This window comes from Lentzea indica (genome assembly GCF_012184385.1).
GTDB classification, from domain to species: domain Bacteria; phylum Actinomycetota; class Actinomycetes; order Mycobacteriales; family Pseudonocardiaceae; genus Lentzea; species Lentzea indica.
This window is the reverse complement of record NZ_VSRL01000191.1, coordinates 1-17,325: the sequence shown is the minus strand read 5'-3', so window position 1 is coordinate 17,325 and position 17,325 is coordinate 1. Positions and strand designations below refer to the sequence as shown.

At 69.8% G+C, this 17,325-nt stretch carries 17 protein-coding genes; 11 read left to right on the top strand and 6 right to left on the bottom strand.

Going from position 1 to position 17,325, the window contains the following annotated elements; genetic code table 11:
- A partial coding sequence (locus FXN61_RS35695; protein WP_312878246.1) for an AAA family ATPase occupies positions 1–820 on the bottom strand: 820 nt, incomplete at its 3' end.
- Positions 821–926: 106 nt separating this feature from the next.
- Here FXN61_RS35695 and FXN61_RS35690 point away from each other — a divergent pair.
- From FXN61_RS35690 to FXN61_RS35665, 6 genes are all read left to right on the top strand, one after another.
- The gene (locus FXN61_RS35690) at positions 927–1,373 is read left to right on the top strand and encodes a VOC family protein (protein WP_167978350.1); all 447 of its coding nucleotides are present in this window, start codon (positions 927–929) and stop codon (positions 1,371–1,373) included.
- Entirely contained in the window at positions 1,373–2,761 is a 1,389-nt protein-coding gene (locus FXN61_RS35685; RefSeq protein WP_167978349.1) for a dihydrolipoyl dehydrogenase family protein, read from the top strand. The genes FXN61_RS35690 and FXN61_RS35685 overlap by 1 nt, the downstream gene beginning before the upstream one ends.
- A complete protein-coding gene (locus tag FXN61_RS35680) occupies positions 2,758–3,354 on the top strand; it encodes a VOC family protein (protein WP_312878245.1) in 597 nt (198 codons plus the stop codon). The genes FXN61_RS35685 and FXN61_RS35680 overlap by 4 nt, the downstream gene beginning before the upstream one ends.
- Before the next feature lie 76 nt (positions 3,355–3,430).
- The gene (locus FXN61_RS35675; RefSeq protein ID WP_167978348.1) at positions 3,431–4,399 is read left to right on the top strand and encodes an NAD(P)-dependent alcohol dehydrogenase; all 969 of its coding nucleotides are present in this window, start codon (positions 3,431–3,433) and stop codon (positions 4,397–4,399) included.
- Positions 4,400–4,447: 48 nt separating this feature from the next.
- On the top strand, positions 4,448–5,899 hold the full coding sequence (locus tag FXN61_RS35670) for a carboxylesterase/lipase family protein (RefSeq protein ID WP_167978347.1): 1,452 nt from the start codon (positions 4,448–4,450) through the stop codon (positions 5,897–5,899).
- A 41-nt stretch (positions 5,900–5,940) separates the two neighbouring features.
- Positions 5,941–6,345 carry a tetratricopeptide repeat protein gene (locus FXN61_RS35665; protein ID WP_167978346.1) on the top strand — a complete coding sequence of 135 codons (405 nt, stop codon included), beginning with the start codon at positions 5,941–5,943 and terminating at the stop codon, positions 6,343–6,345.
- Here FXN61_RS35665 and FXN61_RS35660 read toward each other — a convergent pair.
- Genes FXN61_RS35660 through FXN61_RS35650 form a run of 3 tightly spaced genes read right to left on the bottom strand, consistent with a single transcriptional unit; the run spans position 6,342 to position 9,711 of the window.
- Positions 6,342–7,961, bottom strand: coding sequence for an SDR family oxidoreductase (locus tag FXN61_RS35660; RefSeq protein ID WP_167978345.1), 1,620 nt, complete (start codon positions 7,959–7,961; stop codon positions 6,342–6,344). The genes FXN61_RS35665 and FXN61_RS35660 overlap by 4 nt on opposite strands.
- Positions 7,958–8,854 carry a PDR/VanB family oxidoreductase gene (locus FXN61_RS35655; protein ID WP_167978344.1) on the bottom strand — a complete coding sequence of 299 codons (897 nt, stop codon included), beginning with the start codon at positions 8,852–8,854 and terminating at the stop codon, positions 7,958–7,960. Before FXN61_RS35655 ends, FXN61_RS35660 begins: the two co-directional genes overlap by 4 nt.
- Positions 8,854–9,711, bottom strand: coding sequence for a metal-dependent hydrolase (locus tag FXN61_RS35650; RefSeq protein WP_167978343.1), 858 nt, complete (start codon positions 9,709–9,711; stop codon positions 8,854–8,856). Before FXN61_RS35650 ends, FXN61_RS35655 begins: the two co-directional genes overlap by 1 nt.
- A 70-nt stretch (positions 9,712–9,781) precedes the next feature.
- Between FXN61_RS35650 and FXN61_RS35645 the strand changes: the two genes are divergently transcribed.
- On the top strand, positions 9,782–10,393 hold the full coding sequence (locus FXN61_RS35645; protein WP_167978342.1) for a TetR/AcrR family transcriptional regulator: 612 nt from the start codon (positions 9,782–9,784) through the stop codon (positions 10,391–10,393).
- On the opposite strand, the gene FXN61_RS35640 is transcribed toward FXN61_RS35645, so the two are convergent.
- Positions 10,338–12,998 carry an AfsR/SARP family transcriptional regulator gene (locus FXN61_RS35640; protein ID WP_167978341.1) on the bottom strand — a complete coding sequence of 887 codons (2,661 nt, stop codon included), beginning with the start codon at positions 12,996–12,998 and terminating at the stop codon, positions 10,338–10,340. The two genes, FXN61_RS35645 and FXN61_RS35640, sit on opposite strands and share 56 nt — an antisense overlap.
- A gap of 63 nt (positions 12,999–13,061) precedes the next feature.
- Between FXN61_RS35640 and FXN61_RS35635 the strand changes: the two genes are divergently transcribed.
- Positions 13,062–13,589 (top strand): DUF4386 domain-containing protein, encoded by a 528-nt coding sequence (locus FXN61_RS35635; RefSeq protein WP_167978340.1) that lies wholly within the window; start codon positions 13,062–13,064, stop codon positions 13,587–13,589.
- On the opposite strand, the gene FXN61_RS35630 is transcribed toward FXN61_RS35635, so the two are convergent.
- Positions 13,564–14,517: a class I SAM-dependent methyltransferase gene (locus FXN61_RS35630; protein ID WP_167978339.1), complete on the bottom strand. Its 954-nt coding sequence runs from the start codon at positions 14,515–14,517 to the stop codon at positions 13,564–13,566. The genes FXN61_RS35635 and FXN61_RS35630 overlap by 26 nt on opposite strands.
- A gap of 170 nt (positions 14,518–14,687) precedes the next feature.
- On the opposite strand from FXN61_RS35630, the gene FXN61_RS35625 reads away from it, so the two are divergent.
- The 3 genes from FXN61_RS35625 to FXN61_RS35615 all read left to right on the top strand — a co-directional run.
- Positions 14,688–15,221, top strand: a complete 534-nt coding sequence (locus FXN61_RS35625) for a hypothetical protein (RefSeq protein ID WP_167978338.1) — start codon at positions 14,688–14,690, stop codon at positions 15,219–15,221.
- Positions 15,202–15,846: a response regulator transcription factor gene (locus FXN61_RS35620; RefSeq protein WP_167978337.1), complete on the top strand. Its 645-nt coding sequence runs from the start codon at positions 15,202–15,204 to the stop codon at positions 15,844–15,846. Before FXN61_RS35625 ends, FXN61_RS35620 begins: the two co-directional genes overlap by 20 nt.
- On the top strand, positions 15,843–17,325 hold a 1,483-nt coding region (locus FXN61_RS35615; protein ID WP_167978336.1), incomplete at its 3' end, for a sensor histidine kinase. The genes FXN61_RS35620 and FXN61_RS35615, both read left to right, overlap by 4 nt.

The following is a 17,325-nucleotide window of genomic DNA, read 5'->3' as shown; positions in this document are numbered from 1 at the left end:
CCTCACCGAGCGGTTCGGCGGCGGCGGTCAGCATCAGCAGACGCGTGTCGGCGGGCAGCGGTTCGATCTGGCGGACGAAGCTCTGCTCGATGCGGCTGGTCAGCGGCCCGGCGTCCAACCCGTCGGCCAGCTCGGCAGTCGTCCACGCGCGCGGCAGTTCCAGCAACGCGAGCGGGTTGCCGCGAGCCTCGGCCATGATCCGGTCGCGCACCCGGCCGTCCACCGGCCCCTTGATCACCGACTCCAGCAACGCGCGGGCGTCGGAGTCGTCCAGGCCGCGCACGAACAGCTCTGGCAGCCCGTCGAGGTGGTCGTTGCCCTCGCGCAGCACGAAGACCAGCGCGATCCGTTCCGCGAGCAGCCTGCGGGCGACGAACCCGAGCACCGCAGACGACATCGAGTCGAGCCACTGCGCGTCGTCGACCAGGCACACGAGTGGCTGCTCGTCGGCGACCTCGGCGAGCAGCGTCAGCACCGCCAGGCCCACCATGAACCGCGTCGGCCGAGGTCCGGAGGCCATCCCGAACGCGGTGCCGAGCGCCTCGCGCTGCGGTGCGGGCAGCCGGTCCAGCCGGTCGAGGAACGGCGCGCACAGCTGGTGCAGCCCCGCGTACGGGAACGCGCTCTCGGACTCCACGCCCGCGGCCCGCGCGACCCGGAAGCCGGAGGCGCGCGACGACACGTGGTCGAGCAGCGCTGTCTTGCCGATCCCGGCCTCGCCGCGCAGGACCAGCACCTGGCCACTGCCCGTCTTCGCCTGCGTGAGCAGACGGTCCAGCGTCTCGCCCTCGGTGCGTCTGCCCAGGAGATCGTCCGACACGGGCACGAGCCTACGTGCCAGGGAGTGACCAGGGTGTTCCACGGGTTCGAGCGACCCACTGGTGGGACGACTCTTGCGGTACACGAACAGAAGGAGTTGAACCCCGATGGACTACAAGTTCGAGGTGGCCGTCATCCCGGTCAGCGACATCGACAGGGCGATCCACTTCTACAAGACGCTGGGCTGGCGCTTCGACGCCGAGTTCGCCGACGACGAGGGCTACCGCCTCGTGCAGCTCACCCCGCCCGGCTCACCCGCGTCGATCATCTTCGGCAGCGGCGTGACGAACGCGGCGCCAGGCAGCGCGGAGGGCCTGCACCTGATCGTCGACGACGTCGTGGCCGCCCGCGAGGACCTGGTCAGCCGGGGCGTCGAGGTCAGCGAGGTCTTCCACGACAAGACCGGCGTCTTCCACCACGCGGGCACGGTCTCCAGGGTCGACGGCCCCGCCCCGGACCGCTCCAGCTACGGGTCGTTCGCCTCGTTCAGCGACCCCGACGGCAACGGCTGGGTGCTCCAGGAAGTCACCACGCGCCTTCCTGGACGTGTGTGATGAGTGACCAGACTTCTTCTGGGCACACTTCTTCTGGGCACACTTCTTCTGGGCACTACGACGTCATCGTCATCGGCGGCGGATCGCCCGGCGAGCACTTCGCCGCCGCCGCCGCCGAGGGCGGGCTGCGAGTGGCGCTGGTCGAGCGCGAACTGCTCGGCGGCGAGTGCTCCTTCTACGCCTGCATCCCGTCCAAGACGCTGCTGCGTGCCGGTGACGCCGTCGCAGCCGCTCGCGAAGTCCCCGGTGCGCGTGAGGCGATCACCGGCGAGGTCGACGCCAAGGCCGCACTGGAGTGGCGCGACTTCATGGTCTCTTCTTACGACGACGCGGGCGGCGAGAAGTGGGCCCGTGACACTGGCATCGACGTGCTGCGCGGTGACGGACGCATCGCCGGCCGGAAGACCGTCGCGGTGGGCGAGGAGACCTACACGGCCGACCACATCGTGATCGCCACGGGCTCGTCCGCGTTCATCCCGCCGATCCCTGGACTGCGCGAGCTGGACGTGTGGACGAACCGCGAGGCCACCGGCGTGAAGGAGATCCCGGGAAGGCTGCTGATCCTCGGCGGAGGACCGGCCGGCGTCGAGATGGCCCAGGCGTTCACCCGCCTCGGCGCCTCGGTCGCACTGATCGACGGCGCGGATCACCTGCTGCCCCGCGAACCCGAGGCGGTCGGCCGCGCGCTCGGTGAGGCGCTGACCGCGGACGGCGTCGAGCTCCACCTCGGGGCGCACGCCACCGCGGCCTCGAAGGACGGTGACGAGTACGTGCTCGACCTCCCGGACGGCACGCGGCTGCGCGGCGACAAGCTCCTCGTCGCCACCGGCAGGCGTCCGCGGGTCGAGGGCATCGGGCTCGAAACCGTTGGCGTCGAACCGAATCCGCACGGCCTGGTCACCGACGAGCGGATGAACGTGGCCGACGGCATCTGGGCGGTCGGCGACGTCACGGGCCAGTGGAACCTGACCCACGTCGGCAAGTACCAGGGCCGCGTCGCCGCCGCGAACATCCTCGGCAACGACGCCAAGGTCAACTACGACGCCGTGCCACGGGTCGTGTTCACCGACCCGCAGGTCGCCGCAGTCGGTGCGGCAGAAGGAAAGTACACCGCAACAGTCCACCTGTCCGGCGTCGCGCGCACGGCCACCTACACCCGTGAGTACGACACGCGACCCGGCTTCCTGACCCTCGTGTCCGACGGCGAAGTCCTCACCGGCGCCTACGCCATCGGTCCCGAGGCGGGCGAGTGGCTTCAGCAGGCCACCGTCGCGATCCGCGCGAAGGTCCCGCTGTCCGTGCTGCTCGACGTCATCCAGCCGTTCCCCACCTTTTCCGAGGCCTTCCTCAACGGCCTCCGCGACCTCGCAAAGGAAGTGGCGAAGTGAAGACGCTTGAAGAGATCGACATGAAGCTCGAAGTGACGGTCATCCCGGTCACCGACGTGGAGCGCGCCAAGGAGTTCTACAGCCGGCTCGGCTGGCGCCTGGACGTGACCCCGCCGTGGGTCGTGCAGTTCACCCCGTACGGCTCCAACACGTCCATCCACTTCGGTGAGGGCGTCACGACCGCCGAACCCGGTTCGGGACGGCACTTCCTGATCGTCTCGGACATCGTCGAGACGCACGAGGCCCTGCTCGCCGCGGGCATCAAGGTCGGCCCGATCTTCCACGGTGGCCCGGACGGCCCTGTCGAGGGCGCCGACCCCGAGCGCCGCAGCTACTTCTCGCGCGCCGAGTTCGCCGACCCGGACGGCAACACGTGGATCCTGCAGGAGGTCACGACCCGCCTGCCTGGCCGCGTCGACGCTGACGACACGTCCTACGCGTCGATCTCCGACCTGGCTTCGGCGCTGCGCAGGGCAGCGCTGGCGCACGGCGAGCACGAGAAGCGCAACGGTGGCGAGTTCGACGAGAACTGGCCGGACTGGTACGCCGAGTACATGGTCAAGGAGCAGTCGGGCGGGCAGCTTCCCCTGTGACGGTCCCTAGGGGTCGTCCCTGATGTGGGAAACCTTTGGCGCCGCTTACCTTTCTCGGCAAGCGAGGGAGGCCGCGATGAAGGCGATCGTGCAGGACAGATACGGCTCGGCGGATGTGCTCGAGCTCCGAGAGGTCGAACGGCCCGTGCCCGCAACCGGCGAAGTGCTGGTGCGGGTGCGGGCCTCGTCGGTGAACGCCGCCGACTGGCACATCATGCGGGGCGACCCGTACTTCGCCCGGCTGTTCCTCGGGCTGCGCGGGCCGAAGACCAGGATCCGTGGCCTCGACTTCGCGGGCGTGGTCGAGGCGACCGGGCCTGGCGTGAACGGGATGGTGCAGGTCGGTGACGAGGTGTTCGGCGAGGTCGAGGGGGCCTTCGCCGAGTACGTCCGTGTGCCGGCGCATCTGGTCGAGCACAAGCCGGCGAACCTGACGTTCGAGCAGACGGCGACGCTGCCGCTGGCGGGCAACACCGCGTGGATGGGGCTGCGCGAACTGCAGGCCGGGCAGAAGGTGCTGATCAACGGTGCGTCCGGGGGCGTTGGGCTGATGGCGGTGCAGATCGCCAAGGCGCGCAAGGCGGTCGTGACCGGTGTCTGCAGCACGCGGAACGTCGAGCAGGTCCGTTCGGCCGGGGCGGACCACGTGATCGACTACACGTCCGAGGACTTCGCCAGCGGTGGCGAACGCTACGACCTGATCTTCGACCTCGTGGGCAACCGGTCGATGGGCGAGTTGCGGGGTGCGCTCACCCCGGACGGGACGCTCGTGCTGTCCGGCGGAGGCAGCTTCACCGGCGGGGTGCTGTTCGGCCCGTACCGGTTGATCATCCAGGGCAAGGTGCTCGGACCGTTCGCCCGGCAGCGGCTCGTGGCGCTGGAAGCCAAGCCCAGCAAGGAGAACCTGGCCGCGCTGCGCGAGCTCGCCGAGTCGGGGCAGCTGGTGCCGGTGATCGAGCGGACCTACCCCCTGACCGACGCGCCCGACGCGATCCGCCACGTCGAGCGGGAGCACGCGCGGGCGAAGGTGGTCGTCACGGCCTGATCGGAAATTCCCTCGCTTTCGGCCGGTGGTGAGACGACGATCCCGCCCATGGTCGAGGTTCGTGTCTCCGCTGGAACCGTTCGAGGCGCTTCGGAATCGGGTGTGGGGGTCTTTCGCGGCATCCCGTTCGCCGCGCCCCCGGTCGGCGCCCTGCGTTTCGCCGCACCACAACCGGCTCCGGCGTGGGAGGGGGTGCGGGAGGCGTTGGCGTTCGGCCCGCCACCACCGCAGGCCGGGGTGTTCGGCATGGACGGCATGGGCGTGGCCGGTGACGACTGGCTGACCGCGAACGTCTGGTCGCCCGACGTGTCCGGTGACCTGCCGGTCATGGTCTGGATCCAGGGCGGCGCCTACACGATCGGCATGTCCGGCCTGCCCGAGTACGACGGCACGCGGCTGGCGCTGGACGGCGTCGTCGTGGTCACGTTCAACTACCGCGTGGGCATCGAGGGCTTCGCGGCCATCGAGGGCGCCCCGGCGAACCGCGGCCTGCTGGACCAGGTCGCGGCGCTGGAATGGGTGCGCGACAACATCCGCGCGTTCGGCGGCGACCCTGCCCGCGTGACGGTCTTCGGTCAATCGGCTGGCGGTGGCTCGGTGGCCGCGTTGCTCGCCATGCCCCGTGCGGCCGGGTTGTTCCACCGCGCGATCGCGAGCAGCGTGCCTGGCACGTTCTTCACCCCGGAGCTGGCCGCCGACATCGCCGCGGTGTGCGCCGCCGAACTGGGTCTGCGCCCCACGGTCGCCGATCTGTCCACTGTGGATCCGGAGTTGCTGCCGATCGCGGGCGACGAGGTCATGGCCAAGATCGCGCAGTTCACCGGTCGCTGGGGACAGGCAGCGCACAAGGTGATCCCGTTCGCGCCGGTGGTCGACGGCGAGGTTCTGCCGGTGGCGCCGTGGGAGGCGCTGGCCAACGGCGCGGCACGGGACGTCGAGCTGATCGCCGGGCACACGCGCGACGAGCAACGGTTGCTCACCGCGCTGGAAGGCCTGCTCGGCTCGGTGACCGCGGAGCAGGCCGCGACGGCGGTGGAGGTGTTCGCTCCCGGCCTGGAGTATCCGGAATTGGCACCGGAGGAGCTGTTCGAACTGGTCTGCTCGGACTGGCTGTTCCGGATGCCGTCGCTGCACCTCGCGGAGGCGCACGTCGCCGGCGGCGGTCGCGCTCACGTCTACGAGGTGACCTGGGAGCCGCCCGACCGGCTCGGGGCCTGTCACGGGCTGGACGTTCCGCTGGTCTTCGGCAACCCGGGGTGCGGTCAGACCGCCGCGGTGCTGGGCGACATCACCGCGGCGACGGAGGAGCTGTCCGCGCGGATGCGGACGGCGTGGTCGTCGTTCGCGATCCACGGCGACCCCGGCTGGCCCACCTACACCCCGGCTGAACGGCTGACGCGGGTCTTCGACGATCCGTCGACCGTCGTGGCCTACCCGGAGGAGGTGTCGCGGCGGATCTGGGACGGCTACCGCTTCGGGCCACTGCCGCTGCTGGAATAACTCCTTCCGGAGGACGTTGTACGCGTCCGTAAGGAGGTTCGATGACGGACAACTTCAACGCCTACCAGCCGAACGGCGAGGTGGCGGTGGACCGCTGGCTGACCGCGACGCGCCTCTTCGACTTCGGTCACGTGGAGACCGCGGCCGAGAAGTGGGAGCGGGCACAGCTGCTGTTCGACACCAAGGACTACACGAGGGCCGCGCAGCTGCTGGCCGAGGTCGCCGAGGAAGTGCCGTTCCAGACAGACCTCCGTCTGCTGCTGGCCCGCGCCTACTACCACTCGGCCCAGCTGGGCAAGGCCGAGGCGCAGCTCCGCGTCGTCGTGGACCGCGACCCTGTCGAGCACTACGCCCACCTGCTGCTCGGGCGCACGCTGGAGCGGCAGGGACGGCCGGAGGAGGCGCGCCCTGGCTCCGGCTCGCCGCTGCTTTCGGCGGACAGCTAGCCGACGTCTAGCTTGGCGAAGGCGCGCAACAGGCCCGGCGCAACGCGGCCGGCCAGCCGTGCCGCCTTCGCCTCTGCCGTCACCGGCACCACCGGGCGGTTGCGGCGCACCGCGCGGACGATCTCGGCGGCCACGCCTTCCGGGCCGAAGCCGCGCCTGGCGTAGAGGCGGGACGCGCGGTCCTGCTTGCGGCGTTCCTCGTCGGCGCTGACGCCGGAGAACGTCGTGGTCGCGGTGATGTTCGTGTTCACCAGCCCCGGACAGATCGTGCTGACGCCGATGGCGTGCGGTGCGAGCTCGGCCCGCAGGCAGTCGGAGAGCATGAACACCGCCGCCTTGCTGGTGGCGTACGCGGAGAGGATCTTCGACGGCAGATAGGCCGCCGCCGAGGACAGGTTCACGATGTGGCCGCCCTCTCCGCGTTCGACCATCAGCTCACCGAACGCCCGGCAGCCGTGCACGACGCCCCACAGGTTGACGTCCAGCACCCGTTGCCACTGCTCGGTGGACGTCGACAGGAACGATCCGGAGTGGCCGATGCCGGCGTTGTTGACGACGACATCGGGCACGCCGTGTTCGCGGGCGACCTGGCGTGCCCAGGCCCGCACGGCTTCCTCGGAGCGCACGTCGACCTCGTAGGCGTGACCGCCGACCATGTCCGCGGTCTCCTTGGCCGCGGCGAAGTCCACATCGGACACCACGACCTTCGCGCCCGCCTTGGCGAACGCCACCGCGGTCGCCCTGCCGATGCCGCTGCCACCACCGGTGATCACGACCAGCTCGCGCGGGGGAGCGGAGTCCGCGACGAACTCGCTGATCATCCGGGCGAGCGGCTCCGGGTGGCTGAGCGGCGCCCAGTGCCCTGCCACGATCCTGCGCCGCCGCAACGACGGCACCCAGCGTTCGAGGTCGAGCGGCTCGGTGCGGATGTAGCGGTCGCGGGTCGGCTGGATCACCTGCACCGGTATGGGCGCGAGGCGGTGCCGTGGCGACCGCATGACCTGGCGGATGTTGGCCCGGTACAACGAGATTCCGCGCGCCGCGTCGGATGCGATCGTGCTCGCCGGCGTGGCGCGGACGCCCTCCAGCCGCCGCAGCACGTCTCCCCAGCGGCGGGCGAGGTAGAGGCGCCAGAACAGTGGAGCGATCACCGGCAGGTAGAACGCGCCGATGTACCAGGACCGGAAGAACTGCCGGAGGTGGGCGATCGACATGCCCTTCCGCGACCAGTGGCCCAGGTGGTCGAGGCACGGCCCGGAGATCGAGGTGAACGTCGCGATCCGCGCACCGGGCGTCGTCACGGCCTCCCACGACTGGATCGAGCCCCAGTCGTGGCCGACCACGTGGACCGGCTCGTCCGGGCTGACCTCGTCGATCACCGCGAACAGGTCGTTCGACAGATGTTCGAGCCGATAACCGTCCTCTGTGGACGGCGCAGTCGACTCGCCGGCGCCGCGCACGTCGTAGGTTACAACTCGGAAGTCCTTTTCCAGGATCGCCGCCACACGGTCCCAGACGGCGTGCGTGTCGGGATACCCGTGCACCAGAACCACGGTCGGCCCGGACGTGCCGCGCACCTGCACGGCGAGTTCGACGTCCCCGGATCGCACCTTCACAGTTCCTCCAAGACGAGCCGGTCACCGGTGGGCCTGTCCACGCAGATCCGCACGCCGCCGACCTCGCACGTGCCGCAGAACCCCTGCCGGCACGAGTAGGCGACCGACGGCCGGAAGTCCCTGATCACGTCCAGCGCCGACCTGTCGGCTGGCACGTCGAGGGATACCCCGCTGCGGCGCAGTTCGACCGTGAACGGGCGGCCGCCGGCGATCGGCGGCGGGCTGAAGCGTTCGAAGTGCAGCCAGCGCGACGAGAACTCGGCCCGCACCTGGTCGAGCATCGACGCCGGGCCGCAGCAGTAGACAGCGCCATTCGGAACGGCGTCGTTGAGCAACGACCCGCCACGGCCGATCCGCACGTCGACGTGGCCGACCGGTAGTTCGTCCAGGAACGGCATCGCGGCCATGGACCGCCCGCAGTACACGAGCCGCCAGTCCAGGCCTCGCTCGGCCGCCGCGTGCACCATCGGCAGGATCGGCGTGATCCCGATGCCGCCCGCCACGAACACGACGGGCCCGATCCCGGCGAACGGGAACGCGTTGCGCGGCCCACGAACCTGGATCCGGTCGCCCACCCGCAACGCCTGCACCTCGCGCGAACCGGCGCCGACCTCGCGCACCGCGATCCGGTACGTGGAGTCGGCGGTGTCGCCGCACAGCGAGTACTGGCGGCGCAGCCCGGACGGCAGGTGCAGATCGACGTGACAGCCGGGCTGCCAGGCGGGCAGTGCCGGACCTCCGAAACGGAGGCTCACCACCCCGTCCGCGACTTCCCTTCGCTCGATCACGGTGAGCCACAAGGCGTCCCGCGCGACGCCAGGACGCGCCCGGCCACCGAACCGGGTGACCGCGGCGTCGTAGAGGGTGCCGAACCGGGTCAGACCGCGCAGCATCAGTGCGCCTCCCGTGCCGCAGGGGAGGACGCCAGGTAGGCGATGGCCTGCGCCGTCGACCCCTCCTGCTTCGGGTGGTAGGCCGGGTGGAAGTACCGCAGGAACGCGCGGAAGATCACCGGCAGCTTCGGCAGCAACCCGCGCCGCCCCGCCCGCGCGGCCTCGCGCCAGGTCAGCCGCGCCGACGTGGTCTTGTCCGCCTTCACCATGAACCGTGCGCCACGCACCCACAGCCAGAACAGGACCGGCGCCACGAGCAGCATCGCTCGTGCGCGGCGCACGTACCGGCGGTCGAGGTGGCACATCAGGTCGTACGCGACGCTGCGGTGCTCGACCTCCTCGGCCGCGTGCCAGCGCAGCAGGTCCAGCATCACCGGGTGGATGCCCGCCCGGTCGAGCGCGTCGGCGTTCAGCATCCAGTCGCCCAGGTACGCGGTGAAGTGCTCGACGGCGGCGACGATCGCGACCCGCTCGATCAGCTGCTCGCGTGCCTGTTCCTCGCTGAGTCCCGCCCTGAGCCCGAGGATCCGGCGGAACACGTGCTCCATCTGCCGTGTGAACGGCCGCGGGTCCAGGCCGTTGGCGAGCAGGTGGTCGAGCACCTCGCTGTGCGCCTCGGCGTGCATGGCCTCCTGCCCGATGAACCCAAGCACGTCCTCGCGCAACGTGTCGTCCCTGATCAGCGGCACCGCCTGCTGGAACGTCCGCACGAACCACCGTTCGCCCTCCGGCAACAGGAGGTGCAGGACGTTCATGACGTGCGTGGTCACCGGCTCGTCGGGGACCCAGTGCATCGGCAGGGTCGACCAGTCGAACTGCACGTCACGCGGCTGCAGAACGAGGTTGTCCGGCTCCATCGCGTACCTCCGCCAATTACTACGCCAGCGTAGCTTTGTGAAAGCTACGCCACCGTAGCAATATGGACCCGTGAGCACAACGCGCCGCAAGTACGCCCGCCGCCTGCCGCCCGAGCAGCGCCGCGAGCAGCTGCTGGACGCCGCCCTGACCCTGATCCCGGCCGGCTTCGACACCGTGACCATGGAGTCCGTCGCCAAAGAAGCCCAGGTCACCAAGCCCGTGCTCTACGACCTCTTCGCCAACCGCGGCGAGCTCATCGGCGCCCTGCTCGAACGCGAGGCCGCCCGCGCCACCGAACAGGTCCTCGCCGCATTGCCCACCGACTTCGCCACCCGTTCCCCCGACGACGCCTTCGCCGACGCCGTCCGCGTCTTCGTGAACGCCGTCGTCGAGGCCCCCGACCGGTGGCGGCTCGTGCTCCTGCCGCCTGAAGGCACGCCACACGAGTTCCGCGCGCAGGTCGAACTGGTGCGCGCGGGCGTCCTCGCCCAGATCGAGGACCTCGCCGCACTCGGCGTGAAGGAATTGGGCGGCCTCGACGACCTGGACTCCGAGTTGCTGGGCCACGCGATGCTCGCCCTCGGGGAGATGTCCGGCCGTCTCGTGCTTACCGACCCCGAGAAGTTCACACCCGACCGGCTGGTGGCCTTCGTGACCCGGATCGCCCACGGCCTGCGCTGAGCACCCCGCGCATGTAGAGCAACGCCTCGCGGTCGCCCATGCCCGGCGCCGTCGTGGTGAGTCCGATGACGAGTTTCTGTGCCGCCATCGCCCCGAAATCGTTGGCGTGCTTCAGATAGCCGAGCACCGTGGCCGCTTCTTCGCGCAGGCTCGCCTTGGTGATCGCGATGAACTCGAGCGCCACAATGCTCGCCGCCACCACGTTGCCGGTCTCCAGCAACTCGTCGATGTGCGCTTCGAGGAGCTCGAACGCCTTGTCGCGGTCCCCTTGCCGAAACGCTCGACGCGCCTCGGTGGTCTTGTTGGCCGACAACGTGCCCGGCGGCAGCGCGACGTCCGCAGCCTCGTCGAAGAACGGGTCGGGGACGCGGCCCTGGAACATCGCCGAGTAACCGAGCGTCTGCAGAGCCCAGTGCAGCAGGGTCGGCGGGCCTTGTTCCCGATACCGGTCCGCAAGCCGCGCGACCTTGGTGTCGACGTGCTCGAACTGCCCGACGCCGAGGAGGGTGCCCGATGGCATCAACTCCAGGAACGCCCTGAGCTGCGGATCGTCCACCGACGACACAGCCTCGGGCAGACTCTGCGCGAGCTTCAGGCCGTCGCCGGACGCGTAGGCGCGTGCGTATCGGCTGAGCGGGTGGTCCGGCGTGTCCGGCAGTCCGGCTGGGCTGGAGCTCTGGGTGTTTCGCTCGGCCACCCAGACCAGCCAGAACGCGCCCAGGCCCGCCTCGGCACCGCCCAAACTGTCAGACCCACTTGCTAGTGTTGATTTTGGGGGAACCCCGGCGCGTACGTGTGTGTGGTGCGATGCCATAGCGGCGAGGAGCTGCTCGGCCCAGTCACCGATCTCCCGCCGCCCGCGCAGCGGAAGCTCCGTCACAACAGGCCTGATGAGCGCATCCGCCAGTCGAACGTCCCCGGACTCGAGCGCCCACGTCACCGCCGCCCGCAGGTTCGGCCACAGCTCGGCAAGCCGCCCCACACCCTCGACCTCGGCAGGCCCGCCGAGCAGACCACCAATGAGCGCAACCTGCCGCACACACCACGAAGCGTGCGACGACAACGCCGCTGCACGATCACGCAGCAGCTCCGAAGCGAACTGCCGCAACGGTTCCAACAGCCGGAACCGCCGCCCGAACGGTCCATCGTGGACTGCCACCGTCGACCGCTCGACCAGATCGCCGAGCAGATGGTCGTCAGCCACCGCATCGAGGTCGAACGGCGCCGCGAACACCGAAAGCCGGCAGAACAGCTCCTGTTCAGGAGCGGACAACAGGTCGTAGGACCACTGAATCGCCGAACGCACCGTCCGATGCCGCGCGGAACCGGTCCGCCGGACCCCGATGTCGAGCCGAGTCAGCAGCTCGGCAGGCCGATGGCTCCGAACCCGCGCGGCCGCCAGCTCGATCACCAGCGGAATCCCGTCAAGCCGCCGACAGAGCTCAATGACAGAGGCGTCGCCGGAGTACGCAGGGTCGGCCGCGCGCGCACGGACGTCAAATAACTCAACACTCGCGGCATCGTCCAACGGCTCGACAACAACAACCTGCTCGTCGGCCACGGAAAGCCGCTCCCGTGACGTGGCAAGAACCTGCACCGACGAACACACCGCGGAAGCGAAAGCCGCCGCCCCGTCCAGCACGTGCTCGCAGTTGTCCAGCACCAGCAACGAGGGCCGAGCCGCAACAACCGCCTGAGCCACCGTCACGCCGGGCCGTTCCACGATCCCCAACGCGTCGGCAACGGCCCGCGGCACGTCAGCCGGCAAGGTGATCTCCGCCAGAGACACGAACGCCCCGTCGAAAGCTGAAGCCAGCCGCGTCTTGCCGATTCCGCCCGGCCCCACCAAAGTCACCACCGGCGACAGCCGCAAAGCCTCCCGAACGGCGGCAAGATCAGCATCGCGGCCGATCAGCACCGGCGCCGGAACCTCCGCGTGCGCGAGCACCTGCTGCTCCGCCACCCGCAACGCAGGTCCGGGCTCGACCCCGAGCTCGTCGACAAGGTGCTGCCGAACCCGTTGGTACACCGCGAGAGCGTCGGCTTGCCGACCGGTCCGATAGAGCGCCGTCATCAGCAGCGCCGCCAGCCCCTCACGAGTGGGATGGTCCGACACGAACGATGACAGCTCACCAACAACAGAGCGCGGATCCGCCGAGACTCGACGCGAGAAGTCCATCTCGACCGCGCCCAGCCACTCCTCGGTGAGCCCGGCGACCGCCGAGTCCAGTCCGGGCGCCTCCAACCCCGCCAGCGGCACGCCGCCCCACGACGCAACGGCCGCCGCCGTGTCCCCGAGACGGACACACCGCCGGAAGTGCTCCACATCCGTGTGCACATCGAGCCGATAGGCGGCACCAACCCGTGCGATCGCGTCAGCCCCGAGAGACTTCCGCAGCTGCGCCACATGCCACTGCAGAGCTTTGGATGCGGAGTTGGGCGGGGCGTCACCCCACACGAGGTCGATCAGCCGCGACACCGGCAACGGCGTCCCCTGCGAGAGCGCCAGCGCCGCCAGCACCGCCTGCGACCTGGGCGAACCGATGTCGATCGGCTCGCCGTCGTCGGTGGTGGCGCGGACACCACCGAGCAAACCGACCCGCACCGCCGAATTCTCACACACCGAACGCACACCAGCCGCACACCGAGACCAGCCACCCTCTGCGCCATGACAGCACGTGTTGTTGGTTCCCTCTTCATCACCGCAACGGCCGCAGGAGTGGTCAGCGCAGCCACACAAGGCACGACCAGAGGACTGATGGTGTTCCTCATGGCGGTGGCCATCGCGTTCATCGCACCGACGCTGTTCCCGATCCTCAAACAACACGGCGAGGGCCTCGCGATGGGGTACGTCGTCGCCAGGACACTCGAAGTCGTCTTCCTGATGTCGGCGGTGGCACCGTTGGCGAACCTGCAGATCGACGAGCTGTGGGGCCACACCAGCGCGATCTACTTCTGTGTCAGCGTCGTGCTGCTGAACAGCCTGTTGTTCCGGTCGAAGCTGGTGCCGCGGTGGATCTCCGTATGGGCGCTCATCGCCGTGGTGCCGTATCTGGCCGGTGCGGTGCTCGTGCTGCTCGACGTGCTCTCACAAACGCAGGCGGGCGCGCTGTTCGTGCCGTTGGCGATCAATGAGATGGTGCTCGCGGTCTGGCTGCTGGCGAAGGGGATCAGAACCTCGTCCGGACGTGCGTGAGCAACGCCAGCCCGGTCGGCTCATGTCCGATCGAGACGTCGCATCCCGGCAGCAAAGCGCGGACGGCGGCCTCGTCGCGTTCGATCACCGACCAGTCCATCAGGTACTCGAGCGACCACCGGAACGGGTTACCGGTCGTGATGCTGGTGAAGTAGAACGTGCCGCCGGGACGGCAGAGCCTGGTCAGCACGGCCTCGGTCAGCCGCACGGCCGCGCGGTCGTTGAGATAGTCGTAGAGACCGTTGGTGAGCACGAGGTCGAACGGCCCGAGCTCGGCGAGCTTGCCCAAAGCGCGGAAGACGTTGCCGGGCACCACGGTGGTGAAGTCGTTGAGCAGCCCGAGCCGCTTCTGGGCCAGCGTCAGCGCGTCGGGGTCGACGTCGGTGAGCACGAACCTGTCGCCGGGCCGCACGATGCCGGGCGGGATGAGCCGCAGGTCCGGCGCGGCACCGGAGGCGATCAGCAGCACCGAACGCGGACCGTTGCGCGGCGCGGTGAGCGTGTCGCTGATCAGCCTGGCCTGGTGCATCACCCTGTTGCGCAGCTGCTGGGTGATCGCCGAGCTCTGCAGGTTCGCTTCGACGTGCCAGCCGAGCGTGCCCGGCGGCGAGTCGATGGCCTGGGCCATCACGTGCTCGACCAGCTCGAAGTCGCTGGGATAGCCGCGAGCCCATTCCTGTTCGTCGCGCGTGAAGGGAGAACGCCCGCACGCCGCCCGTGCCGGGTGGACGATCGCGGCGATGTCCTCGTCCGGCACGCCCGCGAGCACGGCGGAACCGATCTGCGCGCCGAGGGTGCGGAAGCGGCCGCCGACCAGCATGTGCGCCGACGGATCGGTGAGGTTGAACTCCTTCTCACCACGCAGGAAGCCCTCGACGGCGTCGTTGAGCCGGTGCAGGGCGTCGGTGCTTTGCGGGAGCACGGTCATCGGACACTTCCTCGCTGCGGCAACGGTTCCAGAGCTTGTCAGGCGGGGCCGCCGCTAGACAGAGGCTTTCGGGTAATACGGGGAAAACCCTGCCCCGGTTCGAGGGATGGCCTCGTGGTCAGGACAGCCGTGAACGCGAACGCTGGAAGCCACTCGGAAGGAGATCGAAGATGATGGAGTGGCTGAACGAGCTCGCCGCGTGGGCGTGGGCACGGCACCACAACGAGCTCAGCTGGTACATCCGGCCGTTGTTCCTGCTGCCGTTCGCTTACTTCAGCTACCGGCGCAGCGGGTGGGGCATCGCGCTCACCCTGGTCGCACTGGCGACGAGCATGGCGTGGTTCCCGGCGCCGGAGCACCCGACCGCGGGCGCGATCGAGATGCTCGCCGCCGAACGCGAGTACCTGCTGGGGGAGTGGACGCCCGCGAAGATCGCGGTCGCTCTCCTCGTCCCGCTGATGCTCGGTGGCCTGGCCACGGCGTTGTGGCGGCGTTCGCTGGTCTGGGCGCTGGTCGCGATCAACGGCGGTGGCCTGTTCAAGATCACGTGGTCGTTCGTGGTGAGCGACACCGCGGGCGCGATGCAGCTCCTGTACCCCGCGGCCGCCGGACTCGTGGTGGTGAACGCGGTCGTGTTGTTCATGTGGCGGCGCAGGCGGGTCGCGCACGTGGTTCCATCGGCGCATGCGGGTAGTACTGGCTGATGACGCCGCCTTGTTCCGTGAGGGCGTTGCGCGGTTGCTCACCGAGGCCGGGTTCGAGGTGGTGGCGAAGGCGGGCGACGCGGCCGAGCTCCTGGCTCTGGTGCACGCCGACCCGCCGGACGTCGTGGTCGTCGACATCCGGATGCCGCCGGGCTTCACCACCGAGGGCCTCGACGCCGCGCAGGAGATCCGCAGGAGCCATCCGGACGTCGGCGTGCTCGTGTTGTCGGCCCATGTGGAGCCCCACTACGCCTTGCGGCTGCTCGACTCGGACGCCCGTGGCGCCGGCTACCTGCTCAAGGATCGTGTCGCTGATCCGGCGGAGCTGTCCGACGCGGTGCGGCGGGTCGCGGCGGGCGGGCTGGTCATCGATCCGGGCGTGGTGGCGACGCTGGTGGGCAGGCGGCGGATCGACGATCCGCTGGAGTCGTTGTCGGAACGGGAACGCGAGGTGCTCGCCGTGATGGCCGAGGGACGGTCGAACCAGGCGATCTGCGGGCGGCTGTTCCTGAGCCCCAAGACGGTCGAGGCGTACGTGCGGTCGGTGTTCACGAAGCTCGGTCTGCAGCAGGGGCCCGACGACAACCGGCGGGTGCTGGCCGTGCTCGCCTACCTGCGCCGATGAGAATTCTCTGGCTGGGCACCGGATTCCTCGCGCTGGCCGCGCTGGTGTGGGGCGGCTACGAGGTCTCGGTGCCGGCCGTGGTGCTGAACCTCGCCGTGGGACTGGCGTTCATCGGCGCCGGGATCGAGGCGGCGGACCGCCGCCCGGACAGCTCGTCCGGGCAGCTGATGATCGCGGTCGGGCTGGCGTGGTTCGTCCGGCTGACCGGGGCGATCGAGAACGACGTGGCGTTCGCCGTCGGGGTCGCGACGAAGACGCTCTACCTGGCGGTGCTCGGACACCTGCTGGTCACCTACCCGACCGGACGGATCACCAGTCCCTGGCAGCGGGTGGTCGTCAGCCTCGGCTATCTGCTGACCGTGCCGGTGAACGTCGGCTATCTGCTGGTGGTGCCGTTCGACGGGCCGCAGAACATCGTGGTGATCCGCGAGGTCTCGTCTCCCGGCGTTCCGACCGTCGCGGTCGTCGTGTTGATCACCGGGATCGTCCTCTTCTGCGCCTTGCTGGCGCGGATGATCACCCGCTGGCTTCGCTCCGGCAACGTGGTCCGACGCGATCTCGGTCCGGTCGTGTGGGGAGGCGCGGCGATCGTGCTCACCGTGGTCGTCACCTACGTGGCGGCGTTGCTCGGGTTGCCGCCGGCCGTGCAGGTGCCGTTGCAGTGGTCGACCGAGGTGGTGCTGGTCGGATGGCCTCTCGCGTTGCTCTACGGGCTGGTGCGGGCGAGGCTGGACCGGTCGGCGGTGGGGGAGCTGGCGGTGTCGCTGGGCGCCGGGCTGCCGGACGACCTGCGCTCGGTGCTGGCCCACACGTTGCACGACCCGTCGTTGGAGATCGTCTACGGCGAGGTGGCCCCGACTTCTCGTGGTGTCACCTATCTCGAAGCGGGCGGGACCCGGCTGGCGGCGCTCGTGCACGATCCGGCGCTGGATCCGTCGTTCGTCCGTGCGGTCGCGGCGAGCGCGGCCTTGGCCGTGCAGAACGAGTTGCGGGCGCAACGCATCGTCGAGGCCGCCGACGAGGCACGCCGCCAGGTCGAACGCGATCTCCACGACGGAGCGCAGCAGCGGCTGGTCTCGGTGCTGCTGACGTTGCGGCTGGCCGAGAACTCGCCCGAGCTGCTCAGCGCCGCACGGGAGGAGCTGGCCAGGGCGCTGGACGAACTGCGCGAGCTGGCCCGCGGCATCTACCCGGTGCTGCTGACCGACGCCGGGATCGGGCCGGCGCTGCTGTCGCTGGTGGAACGGTCCACGGTGCCCGCGGTGCTCGTCGGTGTCCCGCAGGGACGGCTTTCGCCTGTCGCGGAAGGCACCTGCTACTTCGTGGTCGCGGAGGCGCTCACCAACGCGGCCAAGCACTCGAACGCTCGCGAGGTGCGGATCGAGGTCACACACGCAGGTGATCTGGTGACGGTCGTCGTGAGCGATGACGGTGTCGGCGGTGCCGGCGACGGCGTCCGGGCTGCGCGGCCTGGACGAC